The sequence below is a fragment of the Paractinoplanes durhamensis genome, assembly GCF_016862175.1.
Lineage (GTDB): Bacteria > Actinomycetota > Actinomycetes > Mycobacteriales > Micromonosporaceae > Actinoplanes > Actinoplanes durhamensis.
The window spans coordinates 90,104-112,661 of the sequence record NZ_BOML01000010.1 but is presented as its reverse complement, the minus strand read 5'-3'; the positions used below and the strand labels follow the sequence as shown (position 1 = coordinate 112,661).

The 22,558-nt window shown below is 71.7% G+C and carries 21 protein-coding genes and 2 pseudogenes; 15 read left to right on the top strand and 8 right to left on the bottom strand.

The window, feature by feature from the left end:
• Window positions 1-20: 20 nt before the first annotated feature.
• Window positions 21-443: a TetR/AcrR family transcriptional regulator gene (locus Adu01nite_RS05650; RefSeq protein ID WP_379130606.1), complete on the bottom strand. Its 423-nt coding sequence runs from the start codon at window positions 441-443 to the stop codon at window positions 21-23.
• Window positions 444-518 (bottom strand): annotated as a pseudogene (locus tag Adu01nite_RS49070) (hypothetical protein); the annotation flags it as partial.
• Window positions 519-522: 4 nt separating this feature from the next.
• On the opposite strand from Adu01nite_RS49070, the gene Adu01nite_RS05645 reads away from it, so the two are divergent.
• Genes Adu01nite_RS05645 through Adu01nite_RS05635 form a run of 3 tightly spaced genes read left to right on the top strand, consistent with a single transcriptional unit; the run spans window position 523 to window position 2,514 of the window.
• Entirely contained in the window at window positions 523-888 is a 366-nt protein-coding gene (locus Adu01nite_RS05645) for a nuclear transport factor 2 family protein (RefSeq protein WP_438871069.1), read from the top strand.
• A 23-nt stretch (window positions 889-911) separates the two neighbouring features.
• Complete coding sequence (locus Adu01nite_RS05640; RefSeq protein WP_203725437.1) at window positions 912-1,343, top strand: GNAT family N-acetyltransferase; 432 nt, start codon at window positions 912-914, stop codon at window positions 1,341-1,343.
• Window positions 1,336-2,514: a low temperature requirement protein A gene (locus tag Adu01nite_RS05635; RefSeq protein ID WP_203725436.1), complete on the top strand. Its 1,179-nt coding sequence runs from the start codon at window positions 1,336-1,338 to the stop codon at window positions 2,512-2,514. The genes Adu01nite_RS05640 and Adu01nite_RS05635 overlap by 8 nt, the downstream gene beginning before the upstream one ends.
• A gap of 63 nt (window positions 2,515-2,577) precedes the next feature.
• Here Adu01nite_RS05635 and Adu01nite_RS05630 read toward each other — a convergent pair whose 3' ends face one another.
• Window positions 2,578-3,450 (bottom strand): hypothetical protein, encoded by an 873-nt coding sequence (locus tag Adu01nite_RS05630; protein ID WP_203725435.1) that lies wholly within the window; start codon window positions 3,448-3,450, stop codon window positions 2,578-2,580.
• 113 nt (window positions 3,451-3,563) lie between these two features.
• Between Adu01nite_RS05630 and Adu01nite_RS05625 the strand changes: the two genes are divergently transcribed.
• The gene (locus Adu01nite_RS05625) at window positions 3,564-5,357 is read left to right on the top strand and encodes a potassium channel family protein (RefSeq protein WP_239132157.1); all 1,794 of its coding nucleotides are present in this window, start codon (window positions 3,564-3,566) and stop codon (window positions 5,355-5,357) included.
• Here Adu01nite_RS05625 and Adu01nite_RS05620 read toward each other — a convergent pair.
• Window positions 5,334-6,557 (bottom strand): DUF4032 domain-containing protein, encoded by a 1,224-nt coding sequence (locus Adu01nite_RS05620; protein WP_203725433.1) that lies wholly within the window; start codon window positions 6,555-6,557, stop codon window positions 5,334-5,336. The genes Adu01nite_RS05625 and Adu01nite_RS05620 overlap by 24 nt on opposite strands.
• Window positions 6,558-6,671: 114 nt before the next feature.
• On the opposite strand from Adu01nite_RS05620, the gene Adu01nite_RS05615 reads away from it, so the two are divergent.
• Window positions 6,672-8,081, top strand: coding sequence for a trypsin-like serine peptidase (locus Adu01nite_RS05615; protein ID WP_203725432.1), 1,410 nt, complete (start codon window positions 6,672-6,674; stop codon window positions 8,079-8,081).
• A 9-nt stretch (window positions 8,082-8,090) separates the two neighbouring features.
• Complete coding sequence (locus tag Adu01nite_RS05610; protein ID WP_203725431.1) at window positions 8,091-8,771, top strand: phosphatase PAP2 family protein; 681 nt, start codon at window positions 8,091-8,093, stop codon at window positions 8,769-8,771.
• On the opposite strand, the gene nagA is transcribed toward Adu01nite_RS05610, so the two are convergent.
• The 3 genes from nagA to Adu01nite_RS05595 are packed head-to-tail and all read right to left on the bottom strand — an operon-like array spanning window position 8,725 to window position 11,647.
• A complete protein-coding gene (gene nagA / locus Adu01nite_RS05605) occupies window positions 8,725-9,831 on the bottom strand; it encodes an N-acetylglucosamine-6-phosphate deacetylase (RefSeq protein WP_203725430.1) in 1,107 nt (368 codons plus the stop codon). The genes Adu01nite_RS05610 and nagA overlap by 47 nt on opposite strands.
• Window positions 9,828-10,736, bottom strand: a complete 909-nt coding sequence (locus Adu01nite_RS05600; protein ID WP_203725429.1) for an ROK family protein — start codon at window positions 10,734-10,736, stop codon at window positions 9,828-9,830. Before Adu01nite_RS05600 ends, nagA begins: the two co-directional genes overlap by 4 nt.
• A complete protein-coding gene (locus Adu01nite_RS05595) occupies window positions 10,733-11,647 on the bottom strand; it encodes an SIS domain-containing protein (RefSeq protein ID WP_203725428.1) in 915 nt (304 codons plus the stop codon). The genes Adu01nite_RS05600 and Adu01nite_RS05595 overlap by 4 nt, the downstream gene beginning before the upstream one ends.
• Window positions 11,648-11,874: 227 nt before the next feature.
• On the opposite strand from Adu01nite_RS05595, the gene Adu01nite_RS05590 reads away from it, so the two are divergent.
• The 7 genes and pseudogenes from Adu01nite_RS05590 to Adu01nite_RS05565 all read left to right on the top strand — a co-directional run bounded on the left by Adu01nite_RS05590 (window position 11,875) and on the right by Adu01nite_RS05565 (window position 16,599).
• Window positions 11,875-12,660, top strand: a complete 786-nt coding sequence (locus Adu01nite_RS05590) for a DeoR/GlpR family DNA-binding transcription regulator (protein WP_203725427.1) — start codon at window positions 11,875-11,877, stop codon at window positions 12,658-12,660.
• An 18-nt stretch (window positions 12,661-12,678) separates the two neighbouring features.
• Window positions 12,679-12,981: pseudogene (locus Adu01nite_RS48815) on the top strand (putative T7SS-secreted protein); the annotation flags it as partial.
• Between the two features lie 84 nt (window positions 12,982-13,065).
• Window positions 13,066-13,743, top strand: coding sequence for a polymorphic toxin type 28 domain-containing protein (locus Adu01nite_RS05585; protein WP_203725426.1), 678 nt, complete (start codon window positions 13,066-13,068; stop codon window positions 13,741-13,743).
• Between the two features lie 43 nt (window positions 13,744-13,786).
• Window positions 13,787-14,170, top strand: a complete 384-nt coding sequence (locus tag Adu01nite_RS05580) for a contact-dependent growth inhibition system immunity protein (protein WP_239132156.1) — start codon at window positions 13,787-13,789, stop codon at window positions 14,168-14,170.
• A gap of 24 nt (window positions 14,171-14,194) precedes the next feature.
• Window positions 14,195-15,178: an ATP-binding cassette domain-containing protein gene (locus Adu01nite_RS05575; protein WP_203725424.1), complete on the top strand. Its 984-nt coding sequence runs from the start codon at window positions 14,195-14,197 to the stop codon at window positions 15,176-15,178.
• The gene (locus Adu01nite_RS05570; RefSeq protein WP_203725423.1) at window positions 15,175-16,182 is read left to right on the top strand and encodes an ABC transporter permease subunit; all 1,008 of its coding nucleotides are present in this window, start codon (window positions 15,175-15,177) and stop codon (window positions 16,180-16,182) included. Before Adu01nite_RS05575 ends, Adu01nite_RS05570 begins: the two co-directional genes overlap by 4 nt.
• An 81-nt stretch (window positions 16,183-16,263) precedes the next feature.
• Window positions 16,264-16,599: a DUF3263 domain-containing protein gene (locus tag Adu01nite_RS05565; protein ID WP_203725422.1), complete on the top strand. Its 336-nt coding sequence runs from the start codon at window positions 16,264-16,266 to the stop codon at window positions 16,597-16,599.
• 3 nt (window positions 16,600-16,602) lie between these two features.
• On the opposite strand, the gene Adu01nite_RS05560 is transcribed toward Adu01nite_RS05565, so the two are convergent.
• A complete protein-coding gene (locus Adu01nite_RS05560) occupies window positions 16,603-18,813 on the bottom strand; it encodes an AAA family ATPase (protein WP_203725421.1) in 2,211 nt (736 codons plus the stop codon).
• A gap of 107 nt (window positions 18,814-18,920) precedes the next feature.
• Between Adu01nite_RS05560 and Adu01nite_RS05555 the strand changes: the two genes are divergently transcribed.
• Both Adu01nite_RS05555 and Adu01nite_RS05550 read left to right on the top strand, forming a co-directional pair.
• Entirely contained in the window at window positions 18,921-21,674 is a 2,754-nt protein-coding gene (locus Adu01nite_RS05555) for an alpha/beta fold hydrolase (protein WP_203725420.1), read from the top strand.
• Window positions 21,671-22,525 carry an ABC transporter permease gene (locus Adu01nite_RS05550; protein ID WP_203725419.1) on the top strand — a complete coding sequence of 285 codons (855 nt, stop codon included), beginning with the start codon at window positions 21,671-21,673 and terminating at the stop codon, window positions 22,523-22,525. The genes Adu01nite_RS05555 and Adu01nite_RS05550 overlap by 4 nt, the downstream gene beginning before the upstream one ends.
• The last annotated feature ends 33 nt before the right edge of the window (window positions 22,526-22,558 follow it).

Here is a 22,558-nt window from a genome sequence, read left to right as displayed (position 1 = left end):
AGCCTCGGCCCACCGTCATGCTACGACCCGGGTACGACGCCTTCGCCGGGGCGCAGGCCCGCGAAGACGATGGCGAGCGTGTCCCGCTGCAGTGGAGGGGACCATCCACCGCGCAACGCACCCTGGCAGACCGCGACCAGCAGCGCCATCACCTCGTCGGCTCCGATCTCCGGACGCACCTCGCCGGCCTGCTGGGCGCGGGCCAGCAGGCCGGCCACGACCGCGTGGAACCGGGCGATCGGCTCGGCCACCTCGAGGCCGGGCAGGAGGTCGATGACCGAGCGTTTCGCGGCGGCCTCGGCGACCAGATCGGTGAAGACGCCGAAGAGCGTGGCGTCCGGCGCGGCGGTGCGTTCGGCCAGGCCGGCCAGGGTGTCCTTCATGATCGCGGCGAGCAGGTCGGCCTTGGTCGGGAAGTGCCGGAAGATCGTGCCGATCGCCACCCCCGCCTCGGCGGCGACCTGCTCGGTCGAGGCGGCCGCGCCCTGCTCGGCGAAGACCCGGGCGGCGACCTCCAGGATCTTGGCGCGGTTGCGGACGGCGTCGGTCCGCGGCGACTACCTGGCCGAGGACGTGGTGATCGAGTGGCCGTTCGCGGCCGGTGGCCCGCGGCGGGTCGAGGGCCGGGCGGCGTTCGTGGCGATGGCCGGTCCGGGGCGGGCCGCCCTGCCGTTCCGGTTCGACGAGCTGACCGTCGACGCGGTGCACGAGACCGCCGACCCCGAGGTGATCGTCGCGGAGTACCGGCTCGGCGGCACCATCAAGGCCACCGGTGAGCGCCGCTCGTCCGCGCTGATCAGCGTGATCCGGGTGCGCGACGACCGGGTCACCCACTGGCGCGAATATCAGGACACGCTGGCGATCGCGCAGGCCATGACCCCGTCGTGACCATCGGGACCTAGGGTGGCCGCATGCGCGTCGAACGGATCAAGGACGCCGCTCCGGTGCTGGCGGCGGCCGACCTCTTCGATGCGCCGCCGATCGCGGCGGCCACCGAGCGGTTTCTCGCGACGCCGGGTCATCACCTGCTTTTCGCGTACGACGAGGGCGGCCAGGCGGTCGGCATGATCTCGGGCGTCGAGATGACCCACCCGGACAAGGGCACCGAGATGTTCATCTACGAGCTCGGCGTCGCGCCGGTCGCCCGCCTGCAGGGGATCGGCGCGCGCCTGGTGTCCGAGCTGGCCGGCATCGCCCGGGAGAACGGTTGCTACGGCATGTGGGTCGGCACCGAGGTCGACAACGACGCGGCCCTCGCCACCTACCGCCGCGCGGGGGCGACCGAGGAGACGTCGTTCACGCTGCTCAACTGGGATCTGATCGAGGGAAGCGCCGATGACTAGCCCGACCCGCAACTGGCTCGTGCCGATGCGCGCCCGGCCCACCGACGAGCCGCATCGCGTCTCCACGCCGCTCGAGCTGTTCTTCGACCTGTGTTTCGTGGTGGCGGTGGCGCAGGCGGCCGCGCCGCTGCACCACAGCATCGCCGAGCATCACGTGCTGGACGGCCTGCGCGGCTACCTGATGGTCTTCTTCGCCATCTGGTGGGCGTGGATGAACTTCACCTGGTTCGCCTCGGCCTACGACACCGACGACGACGTCTACCGGATCACCACGTTCGTCCAGATCGCCGGTGCCCTGGTGCTGGCGGCCGGCGTCGGGCCGGCCGTCGAGGACAACGACTTCCGGGTCATCACCATCGGGTACGTCATCATGCGCCTGGCCCTGGTCGCCCAGTGGTTGCGCGCGGCCCGCTCCGATCCGCCGCGCCGCAACGTCGCGGTGCGCTACGCGATCGGCGTCACGGTGGTGCAGATCCTCTGGATCCTGCGCCTGTGGCTGCCCGAGTCCTGGCCGATCGTGCCGATCTTCGTGCTCCTGGTCCTGCTCGACGTGGCCGTCCCGGTCTGGGCCGAGCGGGCCGCCGGCGGCCCGACCACCTACCACCCGCACCACATCGCCGAGCGCTACGGCCTGTTCACCATCATCGTGCTGGGCGAGTCGATCGCGGCCGCGACGGTGGCCTTCCGCGGCGCCCTGGATGAGGGCAGCGACCACAACGGGGTGCTGTTGCGCCTGGCGGTGGCCGGTCTGGTGGTCGTCTTCGCGCTGTGGTGGCTCTACTTCGACCGCTCGGCGCACGCCCTGCTGACCACGCTGCGCACGTCCATCCTCTGGGGCTACGGCCACTACTTCATCTTCGCCGCCGCGGCCGCGGTCGGGGCCGGCCTGGGCGTGGCGGTCGACCACGCCACCCATCACGCCGAGATCTCCTCGACCCTGGCCGGCTACGCGATCGCCGTCCCGGTGGCGGTCTACCTCTTCTTCGTCTGGCTGCTGCACATCCGGCCGCACCAGTCCGGCCCGATGCTCCTGGCCTTCCCGGTCGCCGCCGTCCTGGCCCTGCTGACCCCGCTCACGCACGCTTCGCTGGAGTTGCTGGCCGTGATCCTGGTCGCCCTGGTCGCGGTGAACGTCACCCTGGGTCGCCGGGTCCCGGACCGCGTCGGCTGACCCGCGGAACGGCGAATGCCCGCCCGTGGCGCCGGGCGGGCATTCGTGGTGCGGCTGTCTGTCCTACTTGTACTGCTGGTCGACGCCGGCGACCGGGCGGCCGTCCGGGGAGAACGCGCGCTTGGCGGCCTCGCCGTCCACCGGCTCCTCGTGCAGGCGCGGGTCGTCGTCGGCGGCCGACGAGGTCGACGGGTCCGGAGCGGACGGGCTCTGGTCCGGGGCCGCCGAAGAGGCCGACTGGTCGGGCTGCACGGCCGGGTCCTCATCGAGCGCGGGCGTGGTGTCGTCGTCCGCGACCACGGCGGGGAGGACGGCCATGCCGCCGGCCGGGAGGCCGGACAGGTCGGGGCCGTCGTCGTCCGGCGTCGCCGTCGAGATGCGGTTCACCGGAAGCATGCCGCCGAGGCCGCCGAGCAGCGGAAGCCCGCCGTCGAAGGACTCCGTCTGGTCCGGGGTCGCGACCTGGCGTGCACTCGGCACCCCGCCGTTGGGCAGCAGGCCGCTGAAGACCGGCAGCCCGCCGAACATGCCGCTGAACGGCGAACCGGCCATCTGGGTGTTGGTGAACGGGAACTGCGGCCCGCCCGCGTTGTTCAGCTGCATCGCGTCACCGACCACGTCGGCGGCAGGCAGGCTGGGACGCGCTTTCCGGGCCGATTCGCCGGCCAGGGTGGGCTTGAGGTCGGCGCCGATGCGGCCGGCCTTCCAGTCGACCAGCGGGGGTGCGCCCAGGGCGGTGGTGCCCAGCGTGCTGTAGCGCAACGGATTCTCCACAGTGGCCCCGTCGGCCGACTCCAGCAGGCCGGTGAGCTGCTCGTCCGCCTGCTGTCCCGCCGACCCGGTTCCGGGCAGCAGGTCGGCCTGCGCGGGTGCGGCGGCACCGAACAGGAAGATCCCGCCCGCGACGACCGCACCGGCATACCAGAACTTGCGCACTGATTTCCTCCTGGCAATGGGAATGCTGACAACCGTGCAAACTCGGACGAATGTCGTCGGAGGGGGCAACGATTCGCCACGCGGACGGGTTCCGGCTGGCTACGATCGCGAACGTGGCTACCGAACCGATCAAGGACGCGACTCGGCGGTCACTGGTTTCCCGCTTGCGCGAGCGCAACGGTGACGACCGGCCACACTTCGTGGTCTGCGGTTCGGATGCCCTCGTGTACACCGTCGCCGACGAACTGATCAATTCGGACCGACCGCTGCGGCTCACCGTGATCACCCCACCCGATCTGCGCCCTGACGTGCCCGACTTCGACGATCTACGGGCCCGCGGTGCCCGGGTGATCACGGCCGCGCGGCTCGATGAACGCACCTTCCGGGAGGCCGGTCTGGCCGATGCGGCGGGGCTCGCGCTGGTCATGCCGGACGACATGGTCAACCTGCACGCGGCCCTCTGCGCCCGCGCCGTGGAGGGCGATCTGCGGCTGGTGATCCGGATGTTCGCCACCGGTCTCGCACAGGGTGTGCGTCGCCTCTTCGCCGACTGCGCCGTCCTGTCCGACGCCACCATGGCCGCACCCGCGTTCGTCTCCGCGGCTCTGGGCGGCGTGACACCGACCCATTTCCGGTACGCCGGACGCACCCTCTACGTGGCCCGCCGCAGCGAGGTGCCCGCCGACACGGTGGTGCTGTCGCTGACCGCCGCGGTCGGCGGCGGCCAGGTCGCGGTGCTGCCGGGCGACGACGAGGCCACCGCCCAACCACGCGATCTCGTGCTGGCCGAGGCGACCGGCCGCTCGTCGAACCCGGCCGCGGCCACCCGGCGGCTGGCCCGGGCCGGGCGGCGGCACGGCCGGCGGATGTCGCTGCGCCGCGTGATGCGGGTCGGCCTGACCCGCAAGGTCGTCGCCGCGACGCTGATCGCCCTGGTCGTGACGGCCGCGGCCGGTGCGGTGCTGGCCGACTACACCGGCGTGCACAGCGTCTGGGGCGCGATCTACGAAACGCTGCTGACCGTGTTCGGTGCGTCCGATGTGGAGCATCAGCGCAACGCGACCGCCCAGGCCGCGCAGGTCGTGCTGACCGTGGCCGGGGTCGCGCTGCTGCCGCTGATCACCGCGGCCATCGTGGACGGCATCGTGAAGACCCGGCTGGCCCGCGACCGCGGCGAGGTCTTCGGCGGGCAGTACGCCGATCATGTCGTGCTGGTCGGCCTCGGCAACGTCGGCACCCGGGTGCTGCGGCAGCTGACCGACCTGGGCGTCGAGGTGGTGGCGATCGACCTGGTGGCGGAGGCGCGCGGTGCGCTGATCGCCGACCAGCTCGGCGTCCCGTTGATCGTCGGCGACGCCTCCCGGGAGGAGACACTGCGCGCCGCCTCGATCGACACCTGCCGGGCCCTGGTCGTGGTCTCCACCGACGACGCGGTCAACCTGCAGGCCGCGCTGCACGCCCGGGCGGCCCGCAGCGACCTGCGGGTGGTGCTGCGACTGTTCGACGACGACTTCGCCACCCGGGTCCAGGACGTCTTCGACATCAACATCTCGCGCAGCGTGCCCCGGCTGTGCGCGCCGGCGTTCGCGGCCGCGCTGCTCGAGCGTGAAGTGCTCGCCACCATCCCGGTCGAGCGGCACGCGGTGCTGGTCGCCGTGGTCCAGGTGGCGGCAAGGTCCGAGTTGGACGGTGCGCCGCTGACCGACGCCGACCGGCCGCAGGGCGCCCGGGTGATCTGCATGCGCGCGGCCGGCGAGGAGTGGGTCGACTGGGACCCCGACCCGCGCCGGGTGCTGGCCCCCGGCGACGAGGTCGTGGTGGTGGCCCGCCGGGCCGGCCTGCGGGTGCTGCGCCAGCAGGCCGCCGGCCCGCCGGGCGGCGAGCTAAATACTGCCGGCGGGCAGTGACGCCACCTCGACGCCGAGCACGGCCTGCTCGTCGGGCTTCTTGGCGAGCACGTCGGTGAGATAGGACTGCACCGCCGGGGCCATGCCCACGTCCCGGCCGGCCTTCTCGGACAGCAGCCACTTGTGCTGGATGATCTGGGTGAAGATCTCCTGCGGCTCCAGCTTGCGGCGCATGCTCGCCGGCACGGCCCGCACCACCGGCTCGAACACCTCGGTGAGCCAGCGGTGGGCGGCCTGCTGCTCGTCGGTGAGCGCGCTCTCGGCCCGGTAGGTGTCCAGGTCGTTGAGCAGCTGCCGGGCCTGGTTCTCCTCGGCGTCGAGGCCGGTCAGGCGCAGCAGCCGGCGGGTGTGGTAGCCGGCGTCGACGACCTTCGGCCGGACCCGGATGCCGCCGTCCACCGTGGACATCGCCACCTCGGCCACGTCGAAGCCGAGCTCGTTGAGCCGGCGGATCCGGCCCTCGAGGTCGTGCCGGGCGTCCCGCTGGGCGATCTCCTGCTCGTAGGTGACCTCGTGCCACAGCCGTTCGTAGCGGCTCACGATGTCGTCGACCACCTGCTCCGGGTCGATCGAGTCGTGCAGCAGCTCGGCGGCCTGCAGGTCGAGACACTCGCCGAAGACGTTGACCCGCATGATCTCGATGTCCTCGCTGCGCTGCCCCTCGGACAGCTTCGGGTGCAGGTTGCCGGTCTCGGCGTCGACCAGGTAGGCCGCGAACGCGCCCGCGTCCCGCCGGAACAGCGTGTTGGACAGCGAGCAGTCGCCCCAGAAGAAGCCGGTCAGGTGCATCCGGACGAACAGGGCGACCATCGCGTCGAGCAGCCGGTTGAGCGTGTTCGGCCGCAGCACGTGCGAGAAGAGCGCCCGGTAGGGCAGCGAGAACTGCAGGTGGCGGGTGATCAGGATGGTTTCCAGCGGCTCGCCGTCGGGAGCATGCCGGTCGGTGACGATCGCCACCGCCTCGACCGACGGGAAGTCGATGCGTTCGAGGGCCCGGAGGAGGTCGTACTCCTTCTCGGCGATCCGCTCGCGCGTCTCCTTGAGGGCGTAGACGACGTCGTTGAGCTTGACGAACCGCACGATGTGGCGGGAGATGCCCTGCGGGAGAGCGACCAGATGGTCGGCGGGCCAATCCTCCAGCGGGACTCCCCACGGCAGCTCGAGGAGCGCCGGGTCGATGAGAGCGGACGTGATGCGCACGCCACCAGTGTGCCCGCCGCGGCGGCGCGTCGAGGCCGCAGGTGGCTCGTTACACAGGTGCGAGAACGCCGGATTAGTACGTTTGTCCCTGATGTGACGTGAATGGCGGTTGAGATGCGACGTAAGGCAGGCGTAGCCGCCGGGGCGTGTGCCGCCCTGGTGCTGGCCGGTGCGACGGGAATCACGGCGTGGCGCTTCGCCGGTGATGAGGGGCGCCCGGTCGGCACCTGGCACGAGGCACCCGGCGTCGCCCGTACACCCGTCGCAGTTGAAGGGGCGCAGCAAGCGGAACAGGCGCAGCAGGCCCGGCCCGGCAGCGCCGGGGCCGAGGCCCGGGCCGAGGCCGAGGTCGCGACGGCCGAAGGCAACGCGCCGGAGGATGTCCCGGACGGCGAAGAGGGCGACCGCCCGCTGGAATCCGCGGTCGCCCCGGACGGCCGGCAGCGCGTCGGGCGGCTTCTGCACGTCGACAAGCTCCTCGGCTACCTGGCGCGTGGGCGGCAGAAGGAGACCTTCAGCTACCCGGGCGCCTCCTACGTGAAGCTGCACTTCGACCGGATGGCGATGCTGCCCGGCGACTACCTGACCGTCTCCAGCGCGGATGGCACCGAGTCCTACCGCTACGACGCGCCCGAGATCCTGCCGACCGGGAACGTCGACAAGTGGGCGATGTCGGTCACCGGCGACACCGCGGTGCTGGAGATGCACCGCGCCGCCAGCCCGCTCGGGGTCGGCAACCTGCTCGGCACCCTCGGCGTCGGCGTTGACCGGGTGGCCCGCGGCTTCAGCCGGACCGAGCAGGAGAAGCAGCCGGAATCGCAGCTCATCGCGCCCGGTCGCACCGGTCGTGAGGAATCGGTGTGCGGCGCCGACACCTCGTCCGACGCGGTCTGCTACCGCTCGGCCGACCCGGTCGCCTACACCAAGTCGAAGGCCATCTCGCGGCTGTTGATCAACGGGACCGAGCTGTGCACCGGCTGGCGGGTCGGCCCCAACAACCGCATGCTCACCAACAACCACTGCCTCACCAACACCAGCGAGGCGTACGACACCGAGGTCTGGTTCAACTACCAGTGCGCGACCTGCGGCGGGTACGACGTGTTCCAGCCGACCAAGGTCTGGGGCTCGAGCGTGGTCTCCACCGACCACACGTACGACTACACGCTGTTCACGGTGGCGAACTTCGACTCGATCAAGAAGTTCGGCTACCTCACGCTCGACACCGTCCGGCCGGTCAAGGGCCAGGAGTTGTACGTGCCGCAGCACCCGGCCGGTGAGCCGACCCGGATCGCCGGTTCGCTCGGCGACAAGGCCGGCAACTGCTCGGTGACCGACAACAACTACACCGGGTACACGGCCGGCTCGGACGTCGCCTACTACTGCGACACCGAGGGCGGCTCGTCCGGTTCGCCGGTGCTGTCCCGCAAGACCAACAAGGTGGTGGCGCTGCACCACTTCGGCGGCTGCCCCAACTCCGGGGTCCGCGCCGACCTGCTCACGACCAAGCTGGCCCGCCTGCTCTAGCGTTGGGCGGTGACCTTCAAGACGCGCTGGTGGTTCGACGCTGCCCTGGTGGTGGCGTTCGTCGCGCTGACCGTCGCGCTGCTCCACGGCCATCTGCTGTCCTTCGACCAGCGGGTGGCCGACTGGTCGTTCGCGCACCAGCCGGCCCCGATCTACTGGACCGCCCGGGTCTTCAACTACCTGGGCCAGGGCGGCCAGGTGCTGATGCCGATCGGGCTCATCCTCACCGGCGTGCTGTTCTACCGCACCCGGTCGTGGCGGGCGCTGATCCCGTTCGCGGCCGCGTTCGTGCTGACCTACATCACCATCGGGCCGCTGAAGATCTGGGCCGGCCGGGCGGCGCCCCGCTTCGACGGGCCGGACAAGGCGATCATGCACAATCCGGCTGCGAGCGGCGTCGAGGCGATGAGCTATCCCTCCGGCCACATGGGCAACTCGATGGTCTGGTACGCGGTGATGGCATTGCTCCTGGCCGCGATCCTGCGGCGGCCGCTGCGCCGGTGGGAGACCCTCGCCGTACGCGTCCTGCCGGTCGCGATCCTGTTCCTCACCACGATCTACACCGGGTTCCACTGGGTCACCGACTCGGTGGCCGGCGCCCTGCTCGGGCTGTTCCTGGCCCGGCTGATCGAGCGGATCCCGGTCAGCTGGTGGGCTCTACCCAGGTCCCGGACCGCATCACCCGTTTGACCCGCAGGTCGGCGTCGAGCACCACCAGGTCGGCCCGCAGGCCCGCCTCCAGGGCGCCGGTCTGCTCGGCCAGGCCCAGCACCCGGGCCGGCGTGGTCGACGCCATCGCCGCCGCGTCCGGCAGCGAGATGCCGGCCGCCACCGCGTTGCGCAGCGCCACGTCCATGGTCAGCGTGCTGCCGGCGATCGACCCGTTGCGGGCCAGCCGCGCCACCCGATCCGCCACGATGACCTCCTGGCCACCCAGGTCGTAGGTGCCGTCCGGCATGCCGGTGGCGTCCATCGCGTCGGTGACCAGGGCGGTCCGGTCCGGTCCGGCGCTCCGGGCGGCGAACGCGAGCATGCCCGGATGCAGGTGGATGTTGTCGGCGATCAGCTCGCAGACGGCGGTCGAGGAGAGCAGGCCGACCACCGGGCCCGGCTCACGGTGGTGCAACGGGCGCATGCCGTTGAACAGGTGGGTGCCGACGGTCGCGCCGGCGGCGACGCCGGCCTGAGTTTCCGCGTACGAGGCATCGGTGTGCCCGATCGCCGCGACCACCCCGTGCTCGCGGAGGAAGGCGATGGCGTCCAGCGCGCCCGGCAGCTCGGGGGCGATGCTCACCATCCGTACCGTGCCCTCGCCCAGCTTGACCAGCGCGGACAACTCCTCGACCGACGGGTCGCGGAGGAACTCGGGGTTCTGCGCGCCGCAGCGCGCCCCGGAGAGGTAGGGCCCCTCGAAGTGCACCCCGGCGATCACCCCGGCCCGGGCCAGCGGCAGATAGGCGGCCACCGCGTCGCGCATCAGGTCGAACGGGGAACTGACCAGGCTGGCCAGCATGGTCGTCGTGCCGTGCCCGAGGTGGAAGGCGGCGGCCAGGCCGGCCTCGACCGGGTCGCCGGTGGTGAACGTGTGCCCGCCGCCGCCGTGGCAGTGCAGGTCGACGAAGCCGGGCACGATGATGTCGTCGCCGGCCCGGTTGTCCTCGGCGACCTCCAGGATCACCGGCCCGTCGAGCACCAGGTGGCCGGGGACGACGGCGCCGGGACGAACGATCCGCCCGCTGATGTGGGTCAATCCCGCTCCAGATGATCGAGAGCCAGCAGGGCCGCGCCGCGGCAGCCGGCGGTGTCGCCGAGTTCGGCCTTCGCGATCCGTGGCATCCGGTGGAAGGTGATCCGCCGGGTCAGCTCGGCCCGCAGCGGTTCGAGCAGGGTGTCGCCGGCCTCGGCCAGGCCGCCGCCGAGGACCAGGACGTTCACGTCGTAGAGGGCCTGGGCGGTGAGCAGGCCGTCGGCCAGGGCGTCGATCGCCTCGTGCCAGACCTGGGCCGCCACCGGGTCCTGGTCGATCCGGCTCACCACGTCGAACGCCGTCGCCTCCGGGTCGCCGATCAGCTCGGCGTACCGCAGGCCGATCGCCCGCGCCGACGCCGACGCCTCCAGGCAGCCGCGCGAGCCGCACGGGCAGGGCGTGCCGCCCGGCCGCACCACGATGTGCCCGACCTCGCCGGCCGCACCGTGCGCGCCGCCGTAGCCGACCCCGTCGACCACCAGGGCGGCCGCGATGCCGGTGCCGATCGCCACGAACAGCACGTGCCGTTCGCCCCGGCCGGCGCCGAGGCGGGCCTCGGCGATCCCGCCGACCCGGACGTCGTGGCCGAGCGTGGCGGGCAGGCCCAGCCGGTCGGTGATCAGCTTTCGCAGGGGTACGTCGCGGAAGCCCACGTTCGACGACCAGACCGCGACGCCGTTCTCCTCGTCGATCACGCCCGGGACGGCGATGCCGACCGCGATCGGGTTCTCGGCGCGCGCGGCCAGCCCGGCGGCGATCTCGAGGATGTTCTCGGTGACCGCCTCCGGCCCGCGGGCCGCCAGCGTCGGGTGCCGTTCCTCGTGCACGACCGTGCCGTCCGGGCGGACCAACGCGCACTTCATGCCGGTTCCGCCGACGTCGAGCGCAACGACGACGGGCCCGCTCATGTCAGCACTACCGATCGGGTCAGGTTGCGCGGGTGGTCCGGGTCGAGGCCCTGGCTGGTGGCGAGCAGGATGGCCACCCGCTGGGCCAGCACCAGGTCGGCCATCGGGTCGAGCGGGGCGCGGCCGCCGCACCAGCTGCCCAGCGCCGCGTACCCGCCGTGGTGCTTGCTGTGCACGAACGAGGCGCCGGTCGCCTCGACGTCGTCGGGCAGGCCCGCCGGGATCTCGCCGAACGCCCACACCACCCGGCGCGGCCCGGCGATCGCGATCGGCCCGTGCCGGTAGTCCATCGCCGGGTAGGCCTCGGCCCAGAAGCCGGCCGCCTCGCGGCACTTCAGCGCGGCCTCCTCGGCCAGGCCGACGGTCCAGCCGCGGCCCAGGAAGGTGATCTGGTCGGCCAGGGCCGGGTGCACCGGCAGCGGGAGGCGCACGGCCACCTCGGCGTCCGCCGCGACCGACTCGATGTCCTCGCCGAGGTGGGCGCGGAGCAGCGCGAGGGCGCTGGTGGCGAAGCGGGTCTGCACCACCGACTGCTCGTCGGCGAAGTCCAGCACGATCGAGTGGGTGGCGAGCGCGGCGGCCGGCTGCCCGCCGTCGGCGGTGATGACTGTCGCGTTCGTCAGGGTGCTCAGCAGCTCGACGACCTCGGTCGTGGTGCCGGAGCGGGTGATCGCGACCACCCGGTCGTACCGGCGGTTGGGCGGGAACTCGGAGGCCTGGAACGCGTCGGTCTCGCCCTGGCCGGCCTGCTCCCGCAGCGACGCGTACGCCTTGGCCATGAACCACGAGGTGCCGCAACCGACCACCGCGACCCGCTCGCCCCGCACCGGCAACCCCGGTGAGTCGGCGAGCTTCGCGGCAAGGCGCCAGCACTCCGGTTGGCTGGCGATCTCGACCTTGACGTACGTCATGGGCCACCCTTCGGTCTCTATGGGCAGGTCACTTCGTCGGGTGGGTCGCATCGTCGCGGCTGCGCATAAGCGCGCGGTTCCCGGCACTTTCGAGCGACATTCTGCGCGGAGGCGAGGCGCGGATGCAACCGTCATCCCCCGACCGCGCACCAGGCGAGCTTTGCTTCCCGGCCTTTCGCGCACTAATGTGCACACACTTATCACGAATCGTGCATCGGGAGTGCTTGGTGGACCGGTACGCGCGGTGGAATGCCCTGCTCGAGGTACTGGCGGAGAGCGGCCGGGTCAGCGTCGAGGACGCCGCCGAGCGCCTCGACGTGTCCCAGGCCACCATCCGACGAGACTTCGACCAGCTGGCCCAGCAACAGATGATCACCAGGACCAGGGGCGGCGCGGTCGCCAACGGCGTGTCCTACGACCTGCCGCTGCGCTACAAGAGCGCCAAGCACTCGGCCGAGAAGCAGCGCATCGGCGAGGCCGCCGCGGGCCTGGTGACGCCGGGCACGGTGGTCGGCCTGAACGGCGGCACCACGGTGACCGAGGTCGCCCGGGCGCTGGCCGTCCGCCCCGACCTGAACGCCGGCGGCGAGGGCTCCCAGCTGACCGTGGTCACGAACGCCCTGAACATCGCGAACGAGCTGCTGGTCCGCTCCCGCATGAAGATCGTGGTGGCCGGCGGCGTGGTCCGCCCCCAGTCGTTCGAGGTGGTCGGTCCGCTGGGCGGCGCCCTGCTCAACGAGGTGACGCTGGACATAGTCCTGCTCGGCGTGGACGCCCTGGACGTGGAGCTGGGCGCGGCGTCCCACCACGAGGGCGAGGCCGCGATGAACAGCCTGATGGTCGCCCGGGCCAAGCGCGTGGTGGTGATCGCCGACTCGTCAAAGCTGGGCGGCCACGCTTTCGCCCGGATCTGCCCGATCGCCAAGGTCGAGACCCTGGTGACCGACAAAGGCGCCCCACCGGCCACGGTGGCCGCCTTCCGCGAGGCCGGAGTCCAGGTCATCTGCGCCTGACTCGCTGAGCTCGGCCAGACCCACGACCCACGTGCGCTCGTTCCCGGCGATCCGGGCGCCGTCCGGGACAACGCCACCGTTCTGCGGGCCAGAGCCGGGCACGCGGAGACCGCCGGTGACGGGCTGGTCGGCATCGACACCGGAGCGTGGACCGGGCCGGCGGCTGACACCTTCCGGGACAGGTTCAGTTAGGAGCCCAACCGGTGGTATGCGGCGGCCAACGCGCTCGACACCGCCGCCGACGCCCTCATCACCTATGCCCAGACGCTGGAGTGGGCGCAGAATCGGGCCGCCGAGGCGATCCGGCTGTGGGATGAGGCGGAGACCGCAGCGGATGGCCGCCAAGCCGCGCAGGACACCCTGGAGCTGGCCCGCCGGCAGGTTTCGGCCGCGGGGGACTCGGCGGTGCGCTTTCTGAACCAGGAGGCGGACGCGGCGCCCGAGAAGCCGAGCTGGCTGGACCGGGTGGGTGACTTCGCGATGCGGGCCGGTGGGAATGCGATCAACGGGCTGGCGTCGTTCGGCAACGCGATGATCCACCACCCGGGAAACACTGCGGCGATGGTCGGCGGGCTTGCCCTCACCGCGATCAGCGCGGGCGGCGAGGGCACCGGGGTCGTGCTCGACGCGACCGGTGTGGGGGTGGTTGCCGGCGGGCCGCTCGGCGCCGTCTCGACGGCGGGGCTGGTGGCCGGGGTCGGGCTCACCGGCGTCGCCGCCACGTCGCTCATGCAGCATGCGACCGGCGACGACGCGATCACCCCGGTGCGCGGGAGTTCGCCGCCGCGGTCGGTGCCGACCAAGACGGACCGCATGAAGGAACATCTCACCGAGCGCGATCTCGACGCGGCGCGGCGGGAGCTGAACGGTGAGGTGGTCGCGACCAAGCGGAGCGGTCAGCCGTGGGACCACGTGGACGAGGTCCGCAACGCCCAGCGTGGACTCGTCCGGCGGATCGACCAGCTCAAGCGGCTGCTGGGCGACTCGCGGACCGCGGCGGGTGACCGGGCGGCGTACGAGTCGGAGCTGTCGGAGGCCAGCCGTCTCCTCGATCACTCCGAGCAGTTCGTGCCGCGTGGTTAGCATCAGTCCGCCGAGCCGGAGGTTGATGGCAGTGGGAGAAGCAGTGGATCGGTCGCTCGAGGAGATCGAGGGCGACGTCTGGGGGGAGCCGCCCGCGGGGGCCACCCGGCTCGTGGCGACGGTGCATGAATTGCGCCGGCGGCCGGTCGGTCAGCTTGCGGTCGAGGACCTCCGGACGCTGGTCGGGCAGCAGGTCGGGCTCGATGTGGTCGTGCCGATGGTGCTCGATCTGCTGGCGGCGGAGCCGCTCGCGGAGGGCGACTTCTATCCGGGGGATCTGTTGGCCGCCACGATGCGGGTGCCGGTCGAGTACTGGCGGGCGTACCCGTCCTGGGCTGCACGTTTGAGGGACATCGTCGATGCGGTCGACGTGGACGATGAGTACCTACGGCGGGAAATTTCGGCATTTCGGGGTCGTGGATATTGACGAGGCTGCCTAGAGTCTCGCGGCATGGACGCCGTACTCGAGATTGCTGGGCTGCAGAAGACTTATCGCAGCCGGAAAGGTGTGCGCCGGGCGCTTGATGGCTTCGACATGGTGGTCGAGGCCGGGCAAGTGCACGGGTTCCTCGGGCCCAATGGGTCGGGGAAGACCACCACCCTGCGTACGCTGCTCGGGCTCATCCGGCCCAACGGTGGCCGGATGGCCATTCTCGGGCAGGAGGTGCCGCGGCATCTGCCGGCGGTCGCCGGGCAGGTCGGCGCGATCGTGGAGAGTCCGCAGTTCTTCGGGAACTTCACCTCGTACGACACGCTGTCGCTGCTCGCCGACGCGGGCGGGGTGCGGCGCGAGCGGGTCGACGCGGTGCTGGAGCTGGTCGGGCTGCGGGACCGGGCCAAGGAGCGGGTGCGCACCTACTCGCTGGGCATGAAGCAGCGACTCGCGGTGGCATCCGCGCTGCTCAAGGAGCCGAAACTGCTGATTCTCGACGAGCCGGCCAACGGGCTCGACCCGGGCGGCATCCGGGAGATGCGCACGCTGATGCGCAACCTGTCCGAGTCGGGCATGACCGTGCTGCTGTCCAGTCACATCCTCGGCGAGATCCAGCTGATCTGCGACCAGGTGACGATCATCGCGGCCGGGCGGCGGGTGGCCCACGGGTCGGTCGCCGAGGTGCTGGCCAGCCACGCGTCGTCGTCGGTGCGGGTGCGGCTGGAGCCGGGCATCGACCTGCTCACCGCGGCCCAGTTGCTGCGGGCCAAGGGTGCCCAGGTGGATCTCGGCACCGACTTCTTCACGGTCGGCAACGCCGGCAACCCGGCGCAGATCACCCGGATCCTCGCCGAGCAGCAGATCTACGTCAGCGAGCTGACCCCGACCACGGCCGACCTGGAGAGCGTCTTCCTGGAGTTGACCGGCACCGCGCCGGTCGACGGGCAGAACCGTCAGGTGGATCAGGTGGCGGCGACGGCGCAGGGTGGGTGGGGTCAGTGAGCCTGTACAAAGCGGAGACGCGCCGGCTGGTCAAGCGGCGGTTCACCAAGCTCTTCACGGTCGGCGCGCTGCTGATCCTGGTGGCGGTGGCGGCCGGGGTCTTCCTCACCAACCACAAGGCCGGGCCGGACCAGATTGCCGAGGCGACGGCGAAGGCGCAGGCCGACTACAAGCAGTCGGTGGCCGGCACCGAGCAGATGAAGAAGGACTGCGCGGCGGTGCAGGGCACGTCGCGGGCCAACGAGTTCCCGCCGAACTGCGAGATCGCCGCGCCGTCCGAGTCGGACTTCAACCCGGACTGGTACATGCCGCCGACCTTCAATCTGAAGGAGAGCTTCCGGGACATGGTGACCACGATGGCCGCGGTGCTGGCGCTGGCGGCGTTCGTGGTCGGCGCGTCCTACGTCGGCGCCGAGTGGAACAGCGGCGGCATGATGAACCTGCTGCTCTGGCGGCCGCGCCGGCTGCAGGTGCTGTCCACCAAACTGGCCGCCCTGCTGGTCGGGGCGACGCTGCTGACCGTGGTGGTGGCGGCGCTCTGGACGGCCGCCTTCTACGGGATCGCCTCGGCCCGCGGCACCACCGCCGGGATGACGTCGGGGGTGTGGCAGTCGATCGGGCTGATGGAGCTGCGGGCGCTGGCCCTGGTGCTGACGGCGGGCGCACTCGGGTTCGGGCTGGCGTCGCTGGGCCGGCACACCGCGATGGCGCTGGGCGTGGCGATCGGCGTGATCGTGGTCTTCCAGTTCGGCGTGGGCGCGGTGCTGGAGATCGCCGACGCCAAGTTCCCCGAGCTCTATCTGGCGCCTTTCTGGGTGATCGCCTGGATGAACAAGCAGTACATCGCGGAGAACTACAACGCCTGCAACTACGACGTGACCGGCAGCTGTCAGCCGGACACGTTGACGATGACCTGGCAGATGGCGGGCACCGGACTCATCGCCATTCTGGTCCTCGTTGTGGGGGCCGCTATGTGGACAATGCGTAAGCGGGACATAACGTGAGGTAGCGTCGGCCTGCCGATGCGCGGGGGCTGCCGGCAACATATGCTGCGGGCGGCCCCTCGCCCTCTTCTTTGGAGCACCATGCAGCCCGCCGCCGCGGACCCTTCCGAGGAGTCCACCCAGCACATTCCGGCCCCGCGGACCGCCGAAGAGGTTGCTGCGCCGGTCACGCCGGAAATTTCGGACAACGGGCTAAGTGAGCGGGAGCGCGACATCCTCGCGTTCGAGGCCCGCTGGTGGAAGCACGCCGGCTCCAAGGAGCAGGCGATCCGGGACACCTTCGCGCTCTCCTCGACCCGCTATTACCAGGTCCTCAACACCCTGCTGGACAAGCCCGAGGCGACCGAGCACGACCCGGTTCTGGTCGGCCGCCTCCGCCGGCTGCGGGCCACCCGAGCACGCACGCGCCGTCGATAGGTTTCAGCCGGGCTGATGAGTTGAGGCGTACGCCTCGAGCCAGGCCACCTGCGTCGGGTCAAGCGAGGCCCGCACCCGCTTGCGCGCGGTCGCCACGTTCTCCGCGGTGACCGTCGACGCCTCCAGCGAATCCCGCATGGCCGCCAGCGCCGACTCCCGGATCAGCGCCGCGCAGTCGGCCGCTGAATACCCCTCCAGCGCGGCCCCCAGCTCGTCGAGATCGACCGACCTGTCCAGCGGCACCGCCTTCGACGACGCGCGCAGGATCGCGGCCCGCGCGGTCCCGTCCGGCGGCGGCACGTAGACGAGCCGCTCCAGCCGCCCCGGCCGCAGCAGCGCCGGATCGATCAGATCGGGCCGGTTGGTCGCCCCGATGACCACTACGTTGCGTAAGTCCTCGACGCCGTCCAACTCGGTGAGTAACGCCGCCACGACCCGGTCCGTGGTCCCGCCGTCGGTCGCCTGCCCGCGGGTCGGCGCCAGCGCATCGACCTCGTCGAGGAACACCAGCGTCGGCGCGGCCTCCCGGGCCCGCCGGAACAGCTCCCGCACCGCCCGTTCGCTGTCGCCCACCCACTTGCTGAGCAGCTCCGCCCCCTTGACCGAGAGCACGTTCGCCTTCCCGGTGCCGGCGATCGCCTTGACCAGGTAGGTCTTGCCGCAGCCGGGCGGACCGTAGAGCAGCACGCCACGCGGCGGCGACACCCCGAGCCGGGCGAACGTGTCCGGGTAGGTGAGCGGCCACAGCACCGATTCGGTGAGCACCTGCTTGACCTCAACCAGGTCGCCGACGTCGTCCAGGGTGACCGCCGCGACCTCCAGCGTCGACTCGGCCATCGAGGTCGGGCGCACCACGTCGAGCGCGGCCTCGAAATCGGCCATGGTCACGGTGGGTGATTCGGCGTCCTTCTGCCGCAGGGCGGCCCGGACTCCCGCTTCGCGGGCGAGAGCTCCAAGATCAGCGGCAACGAATCCGGGTGTACGGGTGGAGACCTCATCCAGGCGTACGTCCTCGGCAAGCGGCATGCCGCGAGTGAGCACACCCAGCTGTTCCCGCCGCATGGCCGCATCCGGCAGCGGCACCGCCAGTTGCACGGCGAGCAGGTCGGGCGAGCGCAGCGACGGGTCGACCGACTCGGGCCGGCCGGTCGTGCAGACCACCGCCACCCCGGCCCGGACGACCTCCTCGATCACCTGGTGGAAGACGGTGGAGATGGGCCCCGGCTCGTCGCGCGGGGCGAGCGCCTCGACGTCGGCGAAGAGCAGCACGGCCGGCCCCGGCTCGACCGCCTCCCGGGCCAGCGCCCGCAGCCGGGTGGCGGCCGCGTCGTTGGTGAGCGCCGCGAGCGACGGCGCCCAGACCGTCAGTACCCGCGCGCCGACCTGCGCGGCCACCGCCCGGACCAGGGCGGACTTGCCCGACCCGGAGGGCCCGGAGATCAGCACGCCGAGCGACACCTTGGTGCCGAGCCGGGCCAGCACCTCGCCGTGGTGGAAGCCGAGGTCGAGCAGCTCCTCCAGCTCCTTGGCCTGGGCGCGCAGCCCGGGCAGGTCGTCCAGGCTGGGCGGCGGCACCTCGGGGTCGGTGGCCGCCGGCGAGCTCGCGGCCACCGCCACCGCGCTGGTCGTGCCGCCGGCGGTGAAGTGGCCGCCGGCCCAGCCGACCACCGTGCCCGGGCTGACCAGGGCGGCGTCGGTGTCGTCGACGGCGGTGACGCTGAGCAGGGCGCTGGTGAAGCTGTAGCCCAGCCGGTTCTTCAAACTGGGGGTGACCGCCTCGACGAGCGCGCGATGGTCGCCGGGCAGGACGTCCTGCGGCAGCAGTGAGACGTCGTCGCCGGTGCTGACCACCTTGCCGAGCAGGGCGAGCCGCAGCATCTCCGGCGTGACCAGGGCGGCGATCTCGGGCGGGCCGCTGAGCGTGACCCGGCGCGCGTGCACGAGCGGCAGCTTGACCAGGGTGACCTGGCCGCCGTCGCGCAGGCCGAGATTGCCGATGATCAGGTCGTCGGCGTAGAGCAGCCCGCGGCTGGCGTCGGCGGTCCGGGTGGGGATCGCCCGGCAGGCGGTGGTGTGCCGGCCGGTCAGGCCGACCGGGTCGCCGGGTTTGATCTCCAGGGCGGCCATCACCTCGGGGTGGAGCCGCACCACGCCGCGCCGGGCGTCCAGCGGCGCCGACTGCGTGGTGACGGTCAGCGTCAGTTCATCGGCCACCGCGAGATGTCCCCTGTCGTCTAGATGTGTGGGTCCACGCTATCGCTGACACGCCCGCTGAGACCGCTCACAGCAGTGGCTCAGATTCGGCCGGATAGCTTTGCCGCATGTCACTGTCCAGCCGGCTGCGCCGTGCGCTGCCCCGGCCTACCCGCCGCCGCGTCGTCTCCGGCTCGGTGGTCCTCGTCCTGGTCGCGGCGCTGGTCGGCTGGGCGGTGTGGCCCGACCGCCCCGGCTGGACCAGCGCCGACGAGCAGATCACCGTCAAGACCGGCCCGGCCGGCGCCGAGAGCGTCGACCTGGACGCCCGCCTCTACCTGCCCCGCGACCGCTCCGGGAAGGTGCCGGCGGTGCTGCTCGCGCACGGCTTCGGCGGCACCAAGGACTCGGTGAGCGACAACGCCGAAGAGCTGGCCGACCGCGGGTACGCGGTGCTGACCTGGACCGCGCAGGGCTTCGGGCGCAGCGGCGGCCAGATCCACCTGGACAGCCCCGACTACGAGGTCCGGGACGCGCAGGGCCTGCTCGACTGGCTGGCCGCCCGGCCGGAGATCCAGCTGGACGCGACCGGCGACCCGCGGGTGGCTGTGGTCGGCGGGTCCTACGGCGGCGCGCTGGCGCTGCTGCTGGCCGGCCAGGATGCCCGGGTCGACACGATCGTCCCGTCGATCACCTGGAACGACCTGACCAAGGTGTTCCTGCAGCAGTCGGCGGACACCACCGCGACCGGCGTCTTCAAGAAGGGCTGGGCCGGCCTCTACTTCGGCAACGGCGCCGCCTCGCTGCTCCCGGACCAGCCGGTGCAGAAGAACGAGGACCCGGCCTGCGGGCGGTTCGCGGCCGACGTCTGTGCGGCCTACCTCTCGCTGGCCACCACCGGCACCGCCGACCAGGCGACCCTGGACCTGCTCCGCAAGTCGAGCCCGGCCACCGTGCTCAGCAAGATCAAGGCGCCGACGCTGCTGATCCAGGGCGAGGTGGACACGCTCTTCCCGCTCTCCGAGGCGGACGCGAACGCCAAGGGCATCGCCGCGACCGGTACGCCGGTGCGGGTCGCCTGGTTCACCGGCGGCCACGACGGTGGCGCCGGGCCGCAGACCGACCAGGACCGGGTGAAATACCTGACCGTGCAGTGGCTCGACCACTACCTGAAGGGCGAGGGTGACGCGCCGTCGGACAGCTTCACCTATTCGCGGGTGGCCGGCTTCAGCGCGCTGGACCGGGGCCTGGTGACCAACGGGTACTCGACGGAGGCGTACCCAAGCCTGAGCGGAACCGGAAGCACCCAGGTCTCGCTGGAGGGCTCGGCGCAGCCGATCGCGAATCCGCCGAACGGCAACCCGGCCGCCCTCTCCTCGCTGCCGGGCACCGGCGGACGCCTCAGCGAGCTGCTCGGCGGCGTCGCGGCTGACATCCCGGGGCAGTACGCGACCTTCGAATCCACCCCGGTGACCGGCGCGATCGAGGTGGCCGGCGCGCCGTCGATCCAGCTGCGCGCGGCCTCACCGACCGGCGAGGCCACCGTCTTCGTGAAGCTCTACGACGTCGACGAATCGGGTGCCGAGACGCTCAGCGCGGGCCTGGTCGCGCCGGTCCGGCTCACCGGCCTGCCCACCTCGATCGAGCAGGCCCAGCCGGTCACCGTGACGCTGCCGGCGATCGTCCGCCGGATCGACTCCGGGCACACCGTCCGGATCGTCGTCGCCACCAGTGACCAGGCGTTCCTCACTCCGGCGAAGCCGGTCACCTACACCGTGGCGGCCGGCTCCACGCTGACCCTGCCGACGGTGGTGGGCACGCCGATCGCCAACCCGCAGACCGTGTGGCGCTGGGTGCTCGGTGGCCTGCTCGTGGTGATCGCGCTGGGGCTCGCGGTGGTCCTGCTCGTGCGGCGCGGCCTGCGGCGGCGCCGGCACGACGAGGTCATCGAGGAGTACGCCGAGACGCCGCTGGTGGTCCGGGAGCTGCGCAAGGCGTACGCGGATGGGTTCGTCGCCGTCGAGGAGGTCAGCTTCACCGTGCAGCGCGGGCAGGTCGTCGGCCTGCTCGGGCCGAACGGGGCGGGCAAGACCACCACGCTGCGGGTGCTGATGGGCCTGACCATGCCGACCGGCGGCGACGCGCTGGTCTTCGGCCACCGGCTGATGCCGGGCGCGCCGATCCTGTCCCGGGTGGGTGCGCTGGTCGAGGGGCCGGGCTTCCTGCCGCACCTGAGCGGCTACGAGAACCTTCGCGCCTATTGGCGGGCCTCCGGCCGGCCGGAGGCGGACGCGCACTTCGACGAGGCGCTGCGGATCGCCGGCCTGGGCGACTCGGTGCATCGCAAGACCAAGAAGTACAGCCACGGCATGCGGCAGCGGCTGGCCATCGCGCAGGCCATGCTCGGCCTGCCCGAGCTGCTGGTGCTGGACGAGCCGACCGACGGCCTGGATCCGCCGCAGATCGCCGAGATGCGCCGGGTGCTCAAGCGCTACGCCACCGACGGCCGGGCGGTGCTGGTCTCCAGCCACCTGCTCGCCGAGGTGGAGCAGACCTGCACGCACGCGGTGGTGGTCAACAAGGGCCGGATCGTGGCGTCCGGCCCGGTCGACGACATCGTCGGCGAGTCGCCGTCGGTGCAGATCGAGGTCTCCGACGTGCCGGCCGCGTCCGCGGTGCTGGCGTCGCTCGGGGTGAAGTCGGTGCTTCCGGACGGGCCGTCCGGCCTGATCGTGGACATGAACGGCACGCCCCGGTCCGAGGTGGTGGCCTCGCTGGTGCGGGCCGGTGTCGACGTGGATCGGGTGGTGCCGCGACGGCGCCTGGAAGATGCGTTCCTCGCCCTGGTCGGGGACAACTCGCGGGGGAGTGGAGACCGATGAGCGCGGTTACCGGGTATCGACCTTCGGCGACGTTGCCGATCTGGGCCGAGGTGCGGCGGCAGGCGTCGCGACGGCGTACCCAATTGGCCCTGGGTTTCATGGTTTTGCTTCCGATCATCATCCTGGTCGCCTTCGAGTTCGGGGGCGGCAACGACGACGACGGCAACGGTGGTGGCGCGTTCGGCAGCCTTGTCGACCTGGCCACCTCGGGCGGCTTGAACTTCGCGCTGTTCTGCCTCGCGGTGTCGGCCGGCTTCCTGCTGGTGGTCGTGGTGGCGCTGTTCTGCGGCGACCCGGTGGCGAGCGAGGCGAGTTGGGGGAGTTTGCGCTATCTGCTGGCCATCCCGGTGCCGCGCGTTCGGCTACTCGCGGTGAAGCTGGTGGTAGCGCTCGGTTATTCGCTGGTGGCGCTGCTGACCCTGGCCTCGACCGGGCTGCTGATCGGCACCCTGCGCTATGGCTGGCACCCACTGGGCAGCACCGTGGCCGCCGCCATTCCGCCTGGTCAGGGCCTTCTGCGGCTGCTCGGCATCGTCGCCTATCTGGCGATCATCATGCTGGTGGTGGCCGGTCTGGCCTTCCTGCTGTCGGTGCTGACCGACGCGGCGCTGGGCGCGGTCGGCGGCGCGGTGCTGCTCTGGATCCTGTCCAGCATCCTCGACCAGATCACCGCGCTCGGCAGCGTGCGGAACCTGCTGCCGACCCACTACAGCGACGCCTGGCTCGGCCTGCTGTCCACCCCACCGCAGGTGGATGACCTGGTCAAGGGCGCGATCGCGGCGATCTGCTACGCCACGCTGTTCTGGTCGCTCGCGTTCTGGCGGTTCACCCGCAAGGACATCACCTCGTAGGCGTTGTGCCGCTCACACCTCGGGATTCTGCTG